This window comes from Streptomyces sp. CNP082, from assembly GCF_059570535.1.
Genome location: NZ_JCANSZ010000009.1, coordinates 48,255 through 65,499, shown reverse-complemented (window position 1 = coordinate 65,499; position 17,245 = coordinate 48,255). Strand labels below are relative to the sequence as shown.

17 protein-coding genes are annotated in these 17,245 nt (G+C 75.1%); 7 read left to right on the top strand and 10 right to left on the bottom strand.

All coding sequences use genetic code 11. The annotated features are described in order from the left end of the window. Positions 1–43 precede the first annotated feature (43 nt). Positions 44–547 (bottom strand): hypothetical protein, encoded by a 504-nt coding sequence (locus B124_RS10760; RefSeq protein ID WP_496502510.1) that lies wholly within the window; start codon positions 545–547, stop codon positions 44–46. A 140-nt stretch (positions 548–687) separates the two neighbouring features. On the opposite strand from B124_RS10760, the gene B124_RS10755 reads away from it, so the two are divergent. Then, positions 688–1,416, top strand: coding sequence for a maleylpyruvate isomerase family mycothiol-dependent enzyme (locus B124_RS10755; RefSeq protein ID WP_496502509.1), 729 nt, complete (start codon positions 688–690; stop codon positions 1,414–1,416). Continuing rightward, the gene (locus B124_RS10750; RefSeq protein ID WP_496502508.1) at positions 1,413–2,132 is read left to right on the top strand and encodes a leucine-rich repeat domain-containing protein; all 720 of its coding nucleotides are present in this window, start codon (positions 1,413–1,415) and stop codon (positions 2,130–2,132) included. The genes B124_RS10755 and B124_RS10750 overlap by 4 nt, the downstream gene beginning before the upstream one ends. Positions 2,133–2,158: 26 nt before the next feature. On the opposite strand, the gene B124_RS10745 is transcribed toward B124_RS10750, so the two are convergent. Beyond that, the gene (locus tag B124_RS10745; protein ID WP_027757485.1) at positions 2,159–2,398 is read right to left on the bottom strand and encodes a DUF397 domain-containing protein; all 240 of its coding nucleotides are present in this window, start codon (positions 2,396–2,398) and stop codon (positions 2,159–2,161) included. A 116-nt stretch (positions 2,399–2,514) separates the two neighbouring features. Further along, the gene (locus tag B124_RS10740; protein ID WP_496502507.1) at positions 2,515–3,381 is read right to left on the bottom strand and encodes an endonuclease/exonuclease/phosphatase family protein; all 867 of its coding nucleotides are present in this window, start codon (positions 3,379–3,381) and stop codon (positions 2,515–2,517) included. 301 nt (positions 3,382–3,682) lie between these two features. On the opposite strand from B124_RS10740, the gene B124_RS10735 reads away from it, so the two are divergent. Next, positions 3,683–5,494 carry a serine hydrolase domain-containing protein gene (locus B124_RS10735; RefSeq protein ID WP_496502506.1) on the top strand — a complete coding sequence of 604 codons (1,812 nt, stop codon included), beginning with the start codon at positions 3,683–3,685 and terminating at the stop codon, positions 5,492–5,494. A 70-nt stretch (positions 5,495–5,564) separates the two neighbouring features. Here B124_RS10735 and B124_RS10730 read toward each other — a convergent pair whose 3' ends face one another. From B124_RS10730 to B124_RS10715, 4 genes are all read right to left on the bottom strand, one after another. Then, positions 5,565–7,121 (bottom strand): phytoene desaturase family protein, encoded by a 1,557-nt coding sequence (locus tag B124_RS10730; RefSeq protein ID WP_496502505.1) that lies wholly within the window; start codon positions 7,119–7,121, stop codon positions 5,565–5,567. A gap of 177 nt (positions 7,122–7,298) precedes the next feature. Further along, complete coding sequence (locus B124_RS10725) at positions 7,299–9,764, bottom strand: serine/threonine-protein kinase (protein WP_496502504.1); 2,466 nt, start codon at positions 9,762–9,764, stop codon at positions 7,299–7,301. A gap of 35 nt (positions 9,765–9,799) precedes the next feature. Then, positions 9,800–10,714: an oxygenase MpaB family protein gene (locus tag B124_RS10720; protein WP_496502503.1), complete on the bottom strand. Its 915-nt coding sequence runs from the start codon at positions 10,712–10,714 to the stop codon at positions 9,800–9,802. A 123-nt stretch (positions 10,715–10,837) separates the two neighbouring features. Then, positions 10,838–11,623, bottom strand: coding sequence for a class I SAM-dependent methyltransferase (locus B124_RS10715; RefSeq protein WP_496502502.1), 786 nt, complete (start codon positions 11,621–11,623; stop codon positions 10,838–10,840). Positions 11,624–11,859: 236 nt separating this feature from the next. On the opposite strand from B124_RS10715, the gene dhaK reads away from it, so the two are divergent. From dhaK to B124_RS10695, 4 genes are all read left to right on the top strand, one after another. Beyond that, positions 11,860–12,852 carry a dihydroxyacetone kinase subunit DhaK gene (gene dhaK / locus B124_RS10710; protein WP_496502501.1) on the top strand — a complete coding sequence of 331 codons (993 nt, stop codon included), beginning with the start codon at positions 11,860–11,862 and terminating at the stop codon, positions 12,850–12,852. Between the two features lie 71 nt (positions 12,853–12,923). Beyond that, on the top strand, positions 12,924–13,535 hold the full coding sequence (gene dhaL, locus B124_RS10705) for a dihydroxyacetone kinase subunit DhaL (RefSeq protein WP_496502500.1): 612 nt from the start codon (positions 12,924–12,926) through the stop codon (positions 13,533–13,535). Further along, positions 13,528–13,932, top strand: a complete 405-nt coding sequence (locus B124_RS10700; RefSeq protein WP_496502499.1) for a PTS-dependent dihydroxyacetone kinase phosphotransferase subunit DhaM — start codon at positions 13,528–13,530, stop codon at positions 13,930–13,932. The genes dhaL and B124_RS10700 overlap by 8 nt, the downstream gene beginning before the upstream one ends. A gap of 174 nt (positions 13,933–14,106) precedes the next feature. Next, positions 14,107–15,129: a 2-dehydropantoate 2-reductase gene (locus B124_RS10695; protein WP_496502498.1), complete on the top strand. Its 1,023-nt coding sequence runs from the start codon at positions 14,107–14,109 to the stop codon at positions 15,127–15,129. Positions 15,130–15,266: 137 nt separating this feature from the next. On the opposite strand, the gene B124_RS10690 is transcribed toward B124_RS10695, so the two are convergent. Genes B124_RS10690 through B124_RS10680 form a run of 3 tightly spaced genes read right to left on the bottom strand, consistent with a single transcriptional unit; the run spans position 15,267 to position 17,201 of the window. Beyond that, positions 15,267–15,755, bottom strand: a complete 489-nt coding sequence (locus B124_RS10690) for an NUDIX hydrolase (RefSeq protein ID WP_496502497.1) — start codon at positions 15,753–15,755, stop codon at positions 15,267–15,269. Between the two features lie 57 nt (positions 15,756–15,812). Next, the gene (locus tag B124_RS10685; protein WP_496502496.1) at positions 15,813–16,343 is read right to left on the bottom strand and encodes a hypothetical protein; all 531 of its coding nucleotides are present in this window, start codon (positions 16,341–16,343) and stop codon (positions 15,813–15,815) included. Positions 16,344–16,400: 57 nt separating this feature from the next. After that, the gene (locus tag B124_RS10680) at positions 16,401–17,201 is read right to left on the bottom strand and encodes a glutamate racemase (protein ID WP_496502495.1); all 801 of its coding nucleotides are present in this window, start codon (positions 17,199–17,201) and stop codon (positions 16,401–16,403) included. Positions 17,202–17,245 lie beyond the last annotated feature (44 nt).

The following is a 17,245-nucleotide window of genomic DNA, read 5'->3' as shown; positions in this document are numbered from 1 at the left end:
GAATGTTGCCGGACGTACGGGGAGCCGCGGCGAGGGGCGGGTTTCAGCCCTGCTGGAACAGCTCCGCGGGCAGCGGCTTGAGCAGCGCGTACAGGTCCTCGGAGATCGGCCGGTCCCACGCCGCGATGGTGACGAGCACGTTGTCGCTGCGGTCGAACTGCACGCAGGAGACACGGCTCTCGGAGAGCTTCAGGCGGCGCACGATCAGCAGATTGTCCCCCTGCATCACCGGCGCGTCCTCGACCTCGGTGACGGTCACCGGCTCCTCGTGCTCCAGCGCCAGCAGCAGTTGCGCCACCTCGAAGGGCGGCTGCCCCTCGGGCACGTCGCGCGCGGGCGACCCCTCCGGCAGGTTCCCGATGATCATCGCGGGGCCCCGGCCGCCGAACAGGTCGTACCGCAGGAAGACCCCCTGGCAGGTACCGTCGGGCGCGGGCAGCAGGCCGGCACCGAGGTCGCCGGGCCAGTCGCCCGGGTCCATGGCCAGGACGTCGAAGTCCGGGCCCGCGGGCTTGGCGGCGCTGCTGCGGCGGCGGAGGAATGCCATGCCCCAATCGTACGGGTCCCGCGCTGCCACCGGCCCTCGGGGCGGCCTCCGCCATGCGGCCCATCCGGCATTGCCGGAAGAGGCGTACGGAGGCTGCCGCGCGAGTAGTGTCTCCCCGTCGACGACAGAGGAGGGGTCGGATGGCTCAAGCCGGGGGCCTGTTGCGGGGACCGGAGGTGTGGGCGTACGTGCTGGACGGGCACGAACGGCTGCGCATCGCGCTGGCAGAGCTCACCGTGGGAAAGGAGCGCGGATCGTCCAGACTGCCGGACTGGACACGCGCGCACGTGCTGTCGCACATCGAAGGCATCGGCCGGGCGCTCGCCCGCCAGGCGCGGTACGCCCTGAAGGGCGAGCTGATCGAGGTGTACGACGGCGGCCGGCCGGCCCGCGACGCGGGCATCGAGGCCGGTGCGGTACGCAGCGCCGCGGAGTTGACCGCGGCGGTCACGGCCACCCTGGCCGAGGCGGAGGCGGTCTGGGGGTCGGTGGCGGACGCGGACTGGGACCGCCCGGTGCGCTACCGCGACGGCGACCTGCTGGGCGCCCTGCACTGCTGGTGGCGTGAGCTGGAGGTGCACACCGCGGACGCGAACCTCGCGACCTGCTCGGCGGCCTGGCCGCGCGAGCTGTGCCTGCACCTCTTCGACTTCCTCGCGCCCCGCGCGCCCGCGGGGCTCACGCTGGTCGAGTCGGACGGGCCGGTGCGGTACTCGTTCGGCGGCGGGGGCGGCGCCGGCGCCGGGGACCCCGCGGGCCGGGCTCAGGTGGTCAGGGGCCGGCTCACGGATCTCGCCGCGTGGCTGGCGGGCCGCGAGCCGCACCAGCGCCTCGACGGCCTGCTGCCGGAGCTGGGTCCCTGGCCGTGACCCGTACCGTCAACCTCTGGCGGGCCGGCCTGGCCGCCGTACCGCCGGAGGTGTGGCGGGAGACGGACGCCGAAGTGCTCGTCCTGGCCGGCAACGCGCTGACACACGTCCCGGACGACATCGCCGCCCTCACCCGGCTGCACACCCTGGACCTCGGGCACAACGCGCTCACCGCGGTGCCCGAGGCCGTCGGGTCCCTGCCCGCTCTGAACCGCTGCCTGTACCTGCACGACAACCGGCTGACCCGGCTCCCCGCCGGGCTCGGCCGGCTGCGTGCGCTGAGCTACCTCAACGTCGGGGAGAACCCCCTCGGCGCCCTGCCCGGGGAACTGGGCGAGATGGCGGGCCTGCAGGAACTGCGCGCGCAGCACTGCGGGCTGACCGGGCTGCCGGAGTCGATCGGGCGGCTGTCCTCGCTGCGCGAGCTGTGGCTGCGCGGCAACGCGCTCACGGGACTGCCCGACTCGGCGGCGGGGCTCCACGCGCTGCGTGAGCTGGAGTTGCGCGAGAACGCGCTGCGGAGCGTGCCCGCGGCGCTCGACGGGCTGCCGCTGCTGCGCCGCCTGGATCTGCGGGCCAACGCGATCCGCGACGTCCCGGCGTGGCTGGCGCACCTGCCCGCGCTGGAAAAGCTGGATCTGCGCTGGAACGAGGTCGAAGGCACCGAAGCCCCGCTCGTCGCGCTGCGCGAGCGGGGCTGCGCCGTGCTGGCGTGACCCGGCGGGTCACGGCCGATGACGGGTCAGGTCAGGTCGAACTCCCCGTCGCGGGCGCCGAGGACGAAGGCGCGCCACTCCCCCGGGGTGAAGATCAGCGCGGGCCCTTCCGGGTTGCGCCCGTCGCGCATGGCGATGTAGCCCTCGACGAACGCGATCTCGACGTCTCCCACCCCCTGGCTGCTCGACTGCCACGTGGCGCCTGTCAGATCGAGCTGCGGCTTCCCGCTGCCCGCCGCCGGCTGTTGAGTGGTGCTGTTGGCCACGTCCTGCTCCTCCCAGTGAGCGTCGTCCGGAGCCAGGGTATCCACCGCGGCGGGCGGCGGAACAGGCCACGATAGAGGGACCGCGGCCGTGCAAGGGAACAGCGGGGCGCACCCGTTCAGTTGCCGGGGACGACCGGTTCCGCGGCCACGTCCGCGACGGGTTCCGTGGCCAGGTCCGCGACGACCGCGCAGTGGTCCGACGCCCATACCCCGCCGGCCGGCGCGTCCCCCGCCCGCCGCACGTCCCGCACGTGCCCCTCACCTTCCGGACCCGGCGGCCCCACCAGCACGTAGTCGATCCGTGAGGCCGGCTCCAGGATCCGCGCCGCGTACGGGTTGGCCGGGTCCCACGTCGCACCGAAGGTCCCCGGCCGGGCGTAGCGCCAGGCGTCGAGGAACACCTGCCCGCGCACGGCGGGGGCGGTCTTCGTGCCGCACAGCAGCCGCATCTCGTCGGAGTCGGACTCGGCGTTGAAGTCGCCGGTGACCACGGGCGGGAAGTCCCCGTCGCCGCGCCGCTCGTGGACGAACCGGGCGAGCGCCGAGACCTGCGCACAGCGGGTGGCGGAGGCGGAGGGGCGGGAGATCAGGTGCGTGGTGAAGAACGGCACCTCCACACCGCCGGGCGCGGCCACCCGCGCGTACAGCGCCTGCTGACCGTCCGGTTCCTCCTCGCCCGAGGGCAGCACGACGCTCTCCCGCTCGGCGATCGGCCAGCGGCTGAGCACCGCGTTGCCCACGTCGACGGTGGGATCGCCGATGCGCCGCTGCCAGCGCCCGGGCTCGGGCGAGGGCGCCCAGGTCCAGTGCATGCCCAGCTCGCCCGCGAGCCATCCGGCGAGGTTGTCCCCGTCCCGGCCCCAGACCTCCTGCAGCCCGACGACGTCCGGGCGCACGTCACGGAGGGTCTTGAGGATGGCCTTGGTCCGCTCCTGCCACGGCCCGAAGCGCCACCAGAGATTCCAGGTCATGACGCGGATCATGCGTTCGTATCCCAACCACGGGCCGACTGTGCGCTCAGAGGCTATCTCTACGAGCCCGGAATGAGGTGCGAGGGTCACGGGGGTGAAGCCGACCGGGCGGGGACGGGGCGCGGACGTGTACGCACTGCCCGGCGCAGCCACGGCGACGGTGCGGGCCGGCGTGTACGAGGACCCTGCGGGCCATCCGTTCTGCCTCGTGCCGGGGTGAGAAGACGCCGGTCTTGACAGCACCCATCCCCTGGAAGAAAGTTTCACCGTTCCTGCGCTGCCCGGAAGGATTCTTTCAGGAGGAGTCGGAATCATGACGAACGCACCGTCTGGCAGAGGATGGGGTCAGTTGGGCCGGCGGCGCTTCGCCGCCGGTGTACTCGCTACTGGAGGTGCGCTCTTCGTGGTCCCCGGTTCCCCCGGCCTCCCGGCGCACGCCGCTGACCCGGCGTCCGCCGCGAGCGGGGCGGCCCCCGTGCTGCGGCGCGGCAGCGCTGCGCGGGCCGGGCTGCTGGAGCCGCATCTGCGGCAACTGGCGGCCGACGCCGAGACGTTCCTCGGTCCGTCGCCGACGTACCCCTGGTACGCGGGCGCCGTCATCCTCGCGGGGCGCGGAGGGACGGTGGCGCTGGAGCGGGCGATCGGCAAAGCGGTGCGCTACGCGTCGTACGACGAAGCCACCGACACGGGCGTCGAGCTGCCGGCCGAGCAGCAGGTCGACATGTCAATGGACACCGTCTTCGACCTCGCCTCCGTCTCCAAGCTCTTCACCTCCCTCCTCGCCGTGCAGCAGATCGAGCGCGGTGCCCTCGCGCTCGACGCCACCGTGGCCTCGTACCTCCCCGAGTTCGGCGCCGCGGGCAAGCAGGACATCACCATCCTCCAACTGCTCACGCACACCTCCGGGTTCGCCGCCTGGATCCCGCTGTACGCGGAGCCGACGTGGGAGGACAAGCTCGCCCGGCTGTGGCGGGAGGCACCGGCCAACGCGCCGGGGACCACGTACCTCTACTCGGACCTCAACCTGATCAGCCTCCAGCTCGTGCTGGAGAAGGTCACCGGGAAGAAGCTGGACCGGCTCCTCGCCGACGACATCACCGGCCCCCTCGGCCTGCGCCGCACCCGCTACAACCCGCCCGCCGGGTGGCTGCCACGCATCGCCGCCACGGAGGACGCGCGCAAGCCGTGGTCGGGGCTCGACCGCGGGATGGTGCGGGGCGAGGTGCACGACGAGAACGCGTACTCCTTCGGCGGGGTCGCCGGGCACGCCGGGTTGTTCTCCACCGCCTGGGACCTGGCGATCCTCTGCCGCACGCTGCTGAACGGCGGGGTGTACGGGCGCACGCGGATCCTTGAGCGGGAGTCGGTGGAGCTGATGTTCACCGACTTCAACACCGCATTCCCCGGTGACGAGCACGGCCTCGGCTTCGAGCTGTACCAGCACTGGTTCATGGGCGCGATGGCCACCCCGAAGTCCGCCGGCCACACCGGTTTCACCGGCACCGCGCTGGTCATCGACCCGACGACCGACACCTTCCTCGTGCTTCTCGGCAACTCCGTCCACCCCGTGCGCAACTGGCGTTCGGGCAGCGCGCCGCGGGCGGCGGCGGGGACGAACCTCGCGCGTGCGGTGGCGGTGCGGCCGGAGGACGGGCGTACGGCGTGGTTCGGCGGGACGGCACAGCAGAAGACGTCGACGCTGACACTGCCCGAGGTGACGGTCTCCGGCGAGCGGGGGTCGCTGGAGTTCGAGCTGTGGTGGGACACCGAGCCGCAGTGGGACACGGTGCGCCTGGAGGCGTCGGCGGACGGCGGCGGGTCGTGGGAGCCGGTGCCGTTCACGAGCCGCCCGCGGGGCGAGGGGAGCGTACGGGAGCATCCGCAGGGGACGGCGGACGGCTGGTCCGGGCGAGTGTGGCACCGGGCCGCAGCCGGCCTCGACGGGTGGCGTGGGCGGCCGGTGCGGCTGCGGTGGCGGTATGTGACGGACCGGCAGTACGTCGGTCGCGGGGTGTACGTGGACGGGGTGCGGGTGACGGACGGGTACGGGGTGCTGTTCGACGACGGGCGGCGGGAGGACGCGCAGCGGGTGGAGCTGGACGGCTGGACGGCGTCGGCGGACTGAGGCGCGGGCGCGGGGCCGCCTGGCGGTGGCCCCCGCGCCCGGCTCGTACGGCACCGGGCACACCCCCGCGCTAGCGACCCAGCGCCGCCATCGCCGCGTTGTGCCCCGGGATCCCGCTCACGCCCCCGCCGCGCACCGCGCCCGCCCCGCACAGCAGCACGTTCGCGTGCCGTGTCTCGACGCCCCACCGGCCCGTCTCTTCCGTCGCGTACGGGAACGCCAGCTCGCGGTGGAAGATGTTGCCGCCCGGGAGCCGCAGGTCGCGCTCCAGGTCGAGCGGGGACTTCGCCTCGATGCAGGGCCGGCCCTCGGCGTCGGTGGCGAGGCAGTCGGCCAGGGGTTCGGCGAGCTGGGCGTCGAGCTGGGCGAGGGCGGCGCGCAGCAGCGCTTCGCGCGCGGCGTCGTTGTCGTCGGCGAACAGGCGGGCCGGGGCGTGGAGGCCGAAGAGGGTGAGGGTCTGGTAGCCGTCGCGGACCAGGTCGTCGGCGAGGATCGACGGGTCCGTCAGGGAGTGGCAGTAGATCTCGGACGGCGGCGCCTGCGGCAGCCCGCCCGCGGCGGCCTGGCGGTAGGCGGTCTCCAGGTCGGCGTAGCCCTCGGCGACGTGGAACGTACCGGCGAACGCCTGCCGGGGGTCCACCCGCGCGTCGCGCAGCCGCGGGAGCCGCCGCAGCAGCATGTTCACCTTGAGCTGCGCGCCCTCGGGGCCGGGCCGCGGCGGCGGGTCCCCGAGCAGCCCGGCCAGGGCGGCGGGTGAGGCGCCGACGAGCACGGTGCGCGCGGCGACGGTCCCCTCGCCGTCCGCCGTCCGGTACGTCACCTCCGCCCGCTCGCCGTCCGTGTGCAGGGCGACGGCCTCGTGGCCGGTGGCGAGCCGTGTGCCGGCCGCGCGGGCGGTAGCGGCGAGCGCGTCGGTGAACGCGCCCATGCCGCCGACCGGTACGTCCCAGTCGCCGGTGCCGCCGCCGATGACGTGGTAGAGGAAGCAGCGGTTCTGGGCGAGGGACGGGTCGTGGGCGGAGGCGAAGGTGCCGATGAGCCCGTCGGTGAGCACGACCCCGCGCACGAGGTCGTCGGCGAACGCCGCCTCGACGCTCTCGCCGAGCGGCTGCTCGAAGAGCGCGCGCCAGGCCGCATCGTCGCCGATCCGGGCCTTGAGCTCGCCGCGGGTGGGCAGCGGCTCGGTGAGGGTGGGGAAGACCCGCTCGGCGACGTGCCGCGTCATGCCGTAGAACTGCCGCCAGGCGTCGAACTCCCGGTCGCCGCCGGTCAGTGCGGCGAAGGACTCGCGGGTGGCGGAGCCGGGGTCGGTCTCGACGAGCAGCCCGGTGGGGCGGCCGGCGCGCACGGCGGGGGTGTAGGAGGAGACGGCGCGCTTGCGGACGGCGAAGGCGAGACCGAGGTCGTCGACGATGGCGCGGGGCAGCAGGCTCACGAGGTACGAGTAGCGCGACAGCCGGGCGTCGACGCCGGGGAACGTACGGGCGGAGACGGCGGCACCGCCGGTGTGGTCCAGGCGCTCCAGCACGAGCACGGAGCGGCCGGCGCGGGCGAGGTAGGCGGCGGCGACGAGGCCGTTGTGACCGCCCCCGACGACGACGGCGTCGTAGCTGCTGCGGAGTGACATGGCTCTTGGTAACACGGAAGATCGCGGCGGACCAGGGGACACGTGCGCCCCGCGGACAGCAACCGGGGGATCCGGGGCGGGGAATCCGGGGCAGGGGTGCCCGGGCGCGGCCCGCATGTCCGCCGGAGGGCTGCCGCCCCGCCGCCGGCCCCACCGCCGCCGGCCGCCCCGCTCGCCTCAGCCCGAGGACCGGCGGGACGCCGCCAGGCGGTAGACCTCCGCCGCCTCCGCCGTACGGCCCAACTGCTCCAGGCAGTGGGCCTCGTCGTGGCGGCTCGACAGGGTCTCCGAGTGGGCGGCGCCCAGGGTGCGTTCGCGGGCACGGGCCACCTCGCGGTGGACCGTCAGGGCCTCCGCCCAGCGGCCCAGCCAGCCCAGCGCGACGGCGGTCTCGCGGCGGCCCGCGAGGGTGTCGGCGTGTTCCGGGCCGAGGACGCGCTCGCGCACGGCGGTGACCTCGCGGGCCTCGGTCAGCGACTCGTGCCAGCGGCCCAGCCGGCCGAGGGTGACGCACCTTATGTGGCGGGCGCGCAGCGTCTCGGGGTGGCGGGTGCCCAGGCTCTGCGTGCGGTCGGCGATCAGCGACTCGTAGTGGGCGAGGGCTTCCTCGTGCCGCCCCAGGCGGCCCAGGCAGATGCCCGCCTCGTAGCGGGCGGCGAGGGTGTCGGGGTGCTCGCGGCCGAGGGTGGCGGCGCGGGCGGTGGCGACGTCGCGGTAGGTGGCGAGGGCCTGCTCCCAGTGGCCGAGGCTGCCCAGTGCGTGGCCGACCTCGTAGCGGGTGACGAGGGTGTCGGGGTGGTCGGCGCCGAGCACGCGGGTGCGGACGGCGGTGACCTCGCTGGCGACGCGGTAGGACTCCTCGTAGCGGCCGAGGCGGCTGAGGGTGTACGCGAGGTTGTGGCGGCAGCGCAGGGTGTCGGGGTGCTCGTAGCCCATGGTGCGCTCGCGGTCGGCGAGCACGGCGCCGTAGACCTCCAGCGCCTCGGCGTGCCGGCCCAGTTGGCCGAGTGCGTACGCGGTCTCCTGCCGGACGGCGAGGGTGTCGGCGTGCTCCCGGCCGAGGCGCCGCTCCCTGCCCGCGGCGGCCGTACGGAACTCCTCCAGCGCCTCCTCGGTGCGGCCGAGGCGGGCCAGGCACAAGCCGCTCTGGTGCCGGGAGGCGAGGGTGTCCGGGTGGTCGCCGCCGAGCGCGGCGGCGCGTTCCGCGGCGAGGGCGCGGTGCGCGGCGGCGGCCTCTTCCCACCGCCCGAGCCGGGCGAGGCTGACGGCGGCGTCGTGCCGCCCGGCGAAGGCGTCGAGGACGTGCTGCGGCGCGAAGTTCCCGCCGGACCGCGGGGCGGCGGGGGGCGCGTAGGGGTGCGGCGGGTGGCTGGAGTGGGGCGGGGTGTGCGAGGAGGGGGGTGCGTGGGAGAAGGGATGCCGCCCGGTGCCGGAGACGCCGCTCGTGGCCATGCCGGGGCCGGTGCCCCGCTCCGGCCAGCTCGGCGGTACCGCAGGGGGGCCGGGGGCAGGGGCGTTCACCGGCGGCCAGGTGCGCAGCAGCACGTCCTCCGGGCGGCCGGGCTGCGGGGTCGTGTGGGGGGCGCGTACGGAACGGGCGCCCGCCGTGATGCCCGCCGTCCACGCCGGCGGCCCGGCCTCGCCGCTCCCCCGGACCTCGCCGCTCTCCCGGCTCTCCCGGTTCTCCCGGCTCCCCCGGCGGTTCCGGTTCTCGCCGCCCGTCCCCGCGGCCCCGCCTCCCGGGCCCGCGCCGTTCTCGCGCCCCGGGGTCCCCGCCTCCGCCGCCTCGCGGCTTCCCCTCAGCCGCGTCGACAGATCCCCCGCGTCCGTCGGTCTGTCCTCGGGGGCCTTGGCCAGCAGGTCCAGGACCACCCGTTCCAGCGGCTCCGGGATCTCCGGGCGGTGGGTGCGCAGGGGTTCCGGCGGGGTGTCGCGGTGGCCGACGAGGACGGCCCAGGCGTCGTCCATGTCGAACGGGGGGACGCCGGTGGCGAGTTCGTAAAGGACGCAGCCCAGCGAGTACAGGTCGCTGCGGTGGTCGATGCCCCCGCCGCCGGAGATCTGCTCGGGCGACATGTAGTGCGGGGTGCCCATGGCCATGCCGCCCGCGCCGGTGAGGCGCGAGGTGAAGCCGATGTCGTGCGCGAGCCGGGCGATGCCGAAGTCGAGGATCTTCACCGTGCCGTCGCCCAGCCGCATGATGTTCGCGGGCTTCAGGTCCCGGTGGACGACGCCCTGGTCATGGGTGTACGCGAGGGCCGCCGCGACCTGCTCCGCGATGTCGATGATCTCCTCGACGGGCAGCGGCCGGTGCCCGCCCGCCTCCAGCAACTGGCTGAGGTTGCGGCCCTGCAGCAGCTCCATGACGAGGTAGAGCACGCCCTCGTCCTCGCCGAAGTCGTGCACGACGGTGACGCCGCGGTGCTGGAGCAGCGCCGCGACCCGGGCCTCGCGGCGGAAGCGTTCCTGTATCGCCGTGGAGAGGGGGTGCCCCTGGCGGTGCGGTCCCGCGGGCTTGAGGCACTTGACGGCGACGCGGCGGCCCAGGGACTCGTCACGGGCCTGCCAGACCTCGCCCATGCCGCCGCGGCCGAGGAGTTCGAGCAGCCGGTAGCGGCCCTGGATCAGCCTGGTCTCCGCCATCTCCCCCTGCCGCCCCCGCTGTCGCCGCCTCGTGGTCACTCGTGGCTGTTACCCGTGGCCTTATCCCCCGACTCGTCCAGTATGGCTGCCGTCCGTACGAGCGTGGAAGGTGAGGGCCGCGACGCGGGGCCGAGGCGGTCCATGGCCTTGAGTATGTTCCGCGGCGGCAGCCGCCACCGCAGCCCGGCCGGTACGGCGCGCAGGAGGGCCGCCGTCGCGCGCAGCCTGCGGTCGACCACGGCGGGCGGGGGCGCGGGGCGGCCGTAGAGCTCGTGGGCGAACGGGGGCAGTGTGGCGTACGCGAGGCTTGCGACCCGGCGCCAGAGCAGGCGGCGGGCGGGGACGAGGAGCGCGTTGACGGGCGGGCGGCACAGGAAGGCGTCCACGTCGGCGGCTTCGGGGGTGGCGGCCAGCTCCGGGTTCACCCGTGCGAAGTACGCGGCGAGGGCGGCGGTGTCACCGGGGACGGTGACCGGGTCGAGGCCGACGAGACGGGCGGCGGTGCGCTGTTCGCGTATGTAGGCGTCGGCGTACGCGTCGGGGACCGTCAGGCCGGAGCGGCGGGCGACGTGGAGGTAGGAGCCGATCTCGGCGCAGTGCACCCAGAGCAGCAGCGCGGGCTCGTCCACGCGGTAGCGCTCCCCGGTGGCGGGGTCGACGGCGCGCAGCCGGCGGTGGATGCCGCGGACGCGCGCGCCGGCGCGTTCCGCGGCGGGGGCGGCGGCGTAGGTGAGGGTGCCGACGAAGGCGGCGGTGCGCAGGAGCCGGCCCCAGGCGTCCGCGCGGAAGTCGGAGTTCTGCATGACGCCGCGGACGGCGCGCGGGTGCAGGGCCTGGAGGTACAGCGCGCGTACCCCGGCGATCCACATCACCGGATCACTGTGCAAGTGCCAGCTCACGGACGCGGGCCCGAACAGCCCCGGATCCGGCTCCCCTTCGGGCACGTCCATACGGACCCCTCCCCAACGGCGCGCGGCGCCCGCCGTACGCCGGGTCCATTGTCACCCGCCGGGTGCGCACGCCGGCGCTCGGGTCGCGCTCCGGTTTGTACGGGTGAAGGGGCGTGCGGGAGGTCAGGAACCGGCCGGAGGGCGGACGCGGATCTTGGACTGGCCGTGCGGCAGCTTCTCCCAGTCCGCCATGAACTCCGCCCGCAGACCGTGCTTCTCCGCCAGCGCCACCAGGGTCTCGGTGCGGTAGTAGAAGTCCTCGCGCAGCACGTGGTGCTCCTCGGCCTCCGTGCGGTCGAAGGTGAAGTCGAACCAGCCGTCGGGCCGCAGCACCCGTCCGACGTGCGCGAGGCACTCGTCGATGACGTGCGGCGGGGAGTGGGAGAAGACGCTGTGCGCGTGCACGACGCGGAAGTGCGCGGCCGGGAGGAAGCCGAAGGTCAGGTCCCGTACGGGCGTGAGGTGCGGCAGCTTGTCCTGCAGCTCGTGCCGCACGAGGGTGTCCTGGGCGGCGAAGAGGATGTCCGGGGAGATGTCGAGGCCGTAGTAGCGGCCGGGCTCCAGGTAGTCGATGAAGCGCCAGCCGGCGCGCAGGTTGCCGCAGCCGATCTCCAGCATGCGGTCCCCGGGCCGCAGCCCGTGCCCCGCCAGGTAGTCGAACTGCATCTTGCCCAGCGCCAGCCAGCGGTCGTGCGTCCTGCTGCCCACGGCCGCCTCCGGGTCGGCGGCGGAGTCGGAGCGCATCACCGCCCGGTAGTACGCCACGTGGTCGCGGGGGTGGCGCAGCCGCAGCCAGGCGTCGCGGCCGGCGCGGGCGAGGTAGCCGGGGACGCGGTCCGGGTGGCGGGCGGCGTAGCGGACGCGGTGCGTCAGGGTCGTCCGGTTTGCCGTGAGGTTCTTCCGCGGCACGGTGCACTCCAGGTGATTTCCGATGGAACGGGTCAATTGGTGGCGGCAGAGTGCAGGTGCCGGACCCGCGGACGCAAGCCGGTCGCAGCAATGCAGCTCTGTTCAGGTGACGCGCGCGAAACCTCCCGTCCGGGTGTACCTCCGACGCCCGCCCAGGGAGTGACCGGGGCCGCCGCTGCCGTGATACTGGGCAAGCCAGAGCCGATCGTGATCGGGCGGAACACCGGAGGAACCCCATGCGAATGCTCATCAACGTGCCGGAGACCGTGGTGCCGGACGCCCTGCGCGGCATGGCCGCCGCCCACCCCGACCTGACGGTGGACGTGGAGAACCGGGTGGTGGTGCGGCGCGACGCGCCCGTCACCGACAAGGTAGGCCTGGTCTCGGGCGGCGGCTCCGGGCACGAGCCGCTGCACGCCGGCTTCGTCGGCCGCGGGATGCTGGACGCCGCGTGCGCGGGCGAGATCTTCACCTCGCCCGTACCGGACCAGATGACGCGCGCCGCGGCGGCCGTGGACGCCGGCCGGGGCGTGCTGTTCATCGTGAAGAACTACACCGGCGACGTGCTGAACTTCGACATGGCCGCCGACCTCGCCCAGGACGAGGGCATCCAGGTCGCCAAGGTGCTCGTGGACGACGACGTGGCGGTGACCGACAGCCTGTACACGGCGGGCCGCCGGGGCGTCGGTGCGACGCTGTTCGTCGAGAAGATCGCCGGCGCCGCCGCCGAGGAGGGTGCGCCGCTGGAGCGGGTGGAGGCGCTGGCCCGCAAGGTCGCGGAGTCCTCGCGCAGCTTCGGCGTCGCGCTGACCGCGGTGACGACGCCCGCCAAGGGCAGCCCCACGTTCGACCTGCCGGACGGCGAGCTGGAGCTGGGGATCGGCATCCACGGCGAGCCGGGGCGCGAGCGGCGGCCGATGATGACGTCGCACGAGATCGCGGACGCGGCGGTCGACGCCGTACTGGACGACCTGCGGCCGTCGGGCCCGGTGCTGGCGCTGGTCAACGGCATGGGCGCCACCCCGCTGATCGAGCTGTACGGCTTCAACGCCGAGGTGCAGCGGGTGCTGACGGAGCGGGGGGTGCCGGTGGCCCGTACGCTCGTCGGGAACTACGTGACGTCGCTGGACATGGCGGGGTGCTCGGTCACGCTGTGCCAGGCGGACGAGGAGCTGCTGCGGCTCTGGGACGCGCCGGTGCGCACGCCGGGGCTGCGCTGGGGACTGTGACGGGACCGCGGAAGGTCAGCAGAAGGTCCGCAGAAGGTCCGCAGAAGAAGGTACGAGAAGGGATACGGCACGTGCTCGACGCGGAATTCTTCCGCCGCTGGATGCTCTCCACCGCGGCGGCCGTCGACCGGGAGGCCGAGCGCCTCACCGAGCTCGACTCGGCGATCGGCGACGCCGACCACGGCGCCAACCTCAAGCGCGGCTTCACCGCCGTGCGCGCGGCCCTGGAGGACGATCCGCCGCAGACGCCGGGCGCGGTGCTGGTGCTCGCCGGGCGGCAGTTGATCTCGAAGGTCGGCGGCGCCTCGGGTCCCCTGTACGGCACCCTGCTGCGCGGCACCGGCAAGGCCCTCGGTGACGACGCCGAGGTCACCGACGCGGCACTGCGCACGGCGCTGGGCGAGGGGGTGAACGCGGTCGCCAAGCTCGGCGGCGCGGCCCCCGGCGACAAGACGATGCTGGACGCGCTGGTGCCGGCCGTCGCCGCGCTCGGCGACGGCTACGCGGCGGCGCGGGCGGCGGCGGACAAGGGCGCACAGGACACCGTTCCGCTGCAGGCGCGCAAGGGGCGTGCGTCGTACCTCGGCGAGCGCAGCATCGGGCACCAGGACCCGGGGGCGACGTCGTCGGCGCTGCTGTTCGGCGCGCTGGCCGAGGCGGCGGAGGCGGTGTCCGGTGGCTGAGGAGCGGCTGGTCGGCCTCGTGCTGGTCTCGCACAGCGCCGCGGTCGCCGAGTCCGTGGCCGCGATGGCGGTCGCGCTGGCGGGCGTGGACACGGTGGCCGTCGAGCACGCGGGCGGCACGGCGGACGGCGGCTTCGGCACGGACGCGGACCGCATCGCGGCGGCGGCGCGGACGGCGGACCGGGGCGCGGGCGTCGGGCTGCTGGTGGACCTGGGCAGCGCGGTGCTGACGGTGAAGTCGCTGGTGGAGGACGAGGAGCTGCCGGCGGGCGCGCGGCTGCTGGACGCGCCCTTCGTGGAGGGCGCGGTGGCGGCGGTGGTCACGGCGTCGACGGGCGCGGACCTGGACGCGGTCGAGGCGGCGGCGCAGGAGGCGTACGGATACCGCAAGGTGTAGGGCCCGGCCGGCGGGGCGGCCGGGGCGGGAGTGCCCGGAGCGGATTCCGGTGCCGGTGTTGCGGATGGGAGCGCCCGCGGCGGGGAACACAGTCGGAGGTACGGGCGGCGCCGGCGCGCGCCGCGGGAGTCGGCGAGCGCGTGGAGGCGCCGCCGGATGAGAGAGGGCGGGACCGTGAAGATAGCCGTGTTCGGCGCGGGCAGCATCGGCTGCCATCTGGGCGGCATGCTGGCAGAGGTGGCCGACGTGACCTTAGTCGGCCGGCCGGCGGCGATGGACGTGCTGCGCTCCCGCGGCATCCTGCTGACCGGCGGCGGCCGGGCGGAGCGCCGCGTCGCGCCGGCCGAGATACGCCTGGCGACCGGGCCGCAGGCCGTCGCGGGGGCGGACTACGTGCTGGTCACCGTGAAGTCCGCGGCCACCGCGCAGGCCGCCCGCGAGCTCGCCGGGCAGCTGGCCCCCGGGGCGACGGTCGTAAGCTTCCAGAACGGGCTGCGCAACCCCGCGCTGCTGCGCGGGGGGCTGCCGGGGCGGACGGTGCTCGCGGGCATGGTCCCGTACAACGTGGTGCAGGCGGCGCCCGGCGTGTACCACCAGGGCACGGCGGGCGTGCTGATGGTGGACGGGGGCGAGCGCTCGGCCCCGCTGGTGGTGGCGATGGCGCAGGCGGGGCTCGAGGTGGAGCAGCGCGACGACATGCCCGACGTGCAGCACGCGAAGCTGCTGATGAACCTCAACAACGCGATCAACGCGCTGTCCGGGCTCCCGCTGCGGGAACAGCTCGGGCAGCGCTCGTACCGCGCGTGCCTGGCGCTGTGCCAGCGCGAGGCGCTGGCCGCCTTCCGCGCCGCGAATGTGGCCCCCGCCCGCCTGGGCCCGATACCGCCGGGCCTCACGCCGCTGGTGCTGCGCCTGCCGGACTGGCTCTTCCGCCGCCTGGCCGCGGCGACCCTGCGCGTGGACGCCCAGGCCCGCTCGTCGATGTGGGACGACCTGCAGCGGGGCCGCCCCACGGAGATCGGCACACTGCAGGGCGAGGTGACGGTGCTGGCGGCCAGCCACGGGACACGGGCACCGGTGAACGCGCGGCTGGCGGAGCTGGTCCTGCAGGCGGAGTCCCGGGGCCCGGGCGAGGCGCGGCGATGGGGCGGTGCGGAGCTGCTGGCGGAGCTGACGGCGGCGGCGAAGAACGGCTGAGCTGCGCGCGGGGCGGCTGCGGGAGGCCGCGGGTGCCCGCCAAGGACGGCGCGGCGTACGCGGCGCACAGGCGCGTCCGTGCGGTGGCACGGCCCGTACGCGGCGCCCCTCGCCCGCCCCCGTTCCCGCCCCGCGTGCTACGGCCCCGGTGTCGCCGTCGCCTCCGCGAACCACGTCGGGCCGCCCGCCAGCGCCAGCCGGATCCGGTGCCGCGCGAACTCCTCCAGGTCCCCGGGCAGGGCGTCCGGGCCGAACCAGCCGACCTCCAGCCCCTCGTCGTCGTTGACCCGCGCCTCGCCGCCCGTCGCCCGGCAGCGCAGCGTGATGTCCATGAACTGGCACTTGTCCCCGTTGGGGTACTCCATCGGGTCCAGCGCCTCCACCATCACGACCCGTTCCGCCGTGCACACGACCCCCGCCTCCTCGTACACCTCGCGGACCGCCGTCTGCGCCGGCTGCTCACCCGGCTCCGGGATACCGCCGATGATCGACCAGCGCCCCGTGTCGGCGCGCCGGTGGAGCAGCACCCGGCCGTCGTCGACGACGACGGCGCTGATACCGGGGAGGAAGAGCAGTTGCTGGCCGGCGGTCGTGCGCAGCTCGCGGATGAAGTCGGGGGTCGCCATGACCGTAAGCGTAAACGGGCCCGTCGTGCGGCCGGGGAACGCGACGTGACCTGCGGGCTACGCCTCGGCGGCGCCGCCGGTCAGGGGGCGGCGCAGGCGGTCGCGGATGGCCCGTACGGCCTCTTCTGCGTTGTCGACCGTGATCGTGAAGTCGTGGTCGTTCGCGAGCCGCAGCACCAGGCCCTCGCCGCGGCGCACGACCACGGCGGTGCCCTTGCCGGGGCGCCACCGGTAGCCCCAGCCGCCCCAGTGCCGGGGCGTGACCCGGGGCTCGAAGTCGGCGCCGAGCACCTCGGTCAGGGGGATGCGGCGGCGCGGCAGGCCGAAGTGGCCGCAGCGGATCTCCAGGGCGTGGTCGTCGACGCTGACCGCCACGTGGACGAAGGCCACGGTCCCGGCCAGGATGAGCAGGCCCGCGGCGATGCAGCCGACGACGGACATGACCAGCGGGGCGAGCCCGCCGGTCCCGGGCGCGGCGACGGCCAGCTCAATGCCGAGGGCCATGCAGGCAGCGCCGGTCAGGGCGAGCAGCCACTGCATACGGTTCGTGGCCCGCCCGGTCCACACGTGGGGGCGGTCGTCCATCATGCTCCCGAGAGTACGCCAGCGGGACGGCGGCGGCAGGACGGCAGCGGCAGGACGGGGTTATCCGGGCACGGCCCCGGAACGGGCCGGGGCGCCGGCCAGCAGCCGCCCCGCCGCGTACCCGAGGGCCGCGGGCGGCAGGGCGCCGGGACGGCCGCTGAGGAGGACGGTGAGGTCGCCGGAGGGCGGCGCGGCGGGGTCGGGTGCGGCGCCGGTACGGCGCAGGACCTGCCCGGCGACGGCGGCGGCGGAGCCGTACAGCGCCGGGGGCGGCGCGCCGGGCTGCCGGACGGCGGCGCGGATGCGTTCGCCGACGAGCTCGTAGTGGGTGCAGCCGAGGACGACGGCGGTGACGTCGCGGGGGGTGCGGGCGGCTGCCGCGGCGATGGCGGCGTCGACGGCGGCCTCGTCGCCGTGCTCGACGGCGTCGGCGAGGCCGGGGCAGGGCACCTCGGTGGCGGCGACGCCGCCGGCGAAGTCGCGGATCAGCCGGCGCTGGTAGTCGCTGCCGGTGGTGGCGGGTGTCGCCCACACGGCCAGCGGGCCGCCGCCGGCCGCCGCGGGCTTGACGGCGGGCACGGTGCCGACGACGGGCAGCGCGTGCTCCAGCTCCGCGCGCAGCGCGGGCAGCGCGTGTACGGAGGCGGTGTTGCAGGCGACGACGAGCGCGTCCGGCCCGTACGCGACGGCGGCCCGCGCACAGGCGAGCACCCGCTCCCCCAGATCCGCGGGCTCCCGGGGCCCCCAGGGCATGCCGTCGGGGTCGCAGGACAGCACCAGTCCGGCATCGGGCCGCAGTTGCCGCACGGCGGCGGCGGCGGGCAGAAGCCCGAGCCCGGAGTCCACAAGGGCGATCTTCACGCCGTCACTGTAGTGCCTCGGGCCGGGGCGAGCGGGCCACGGCC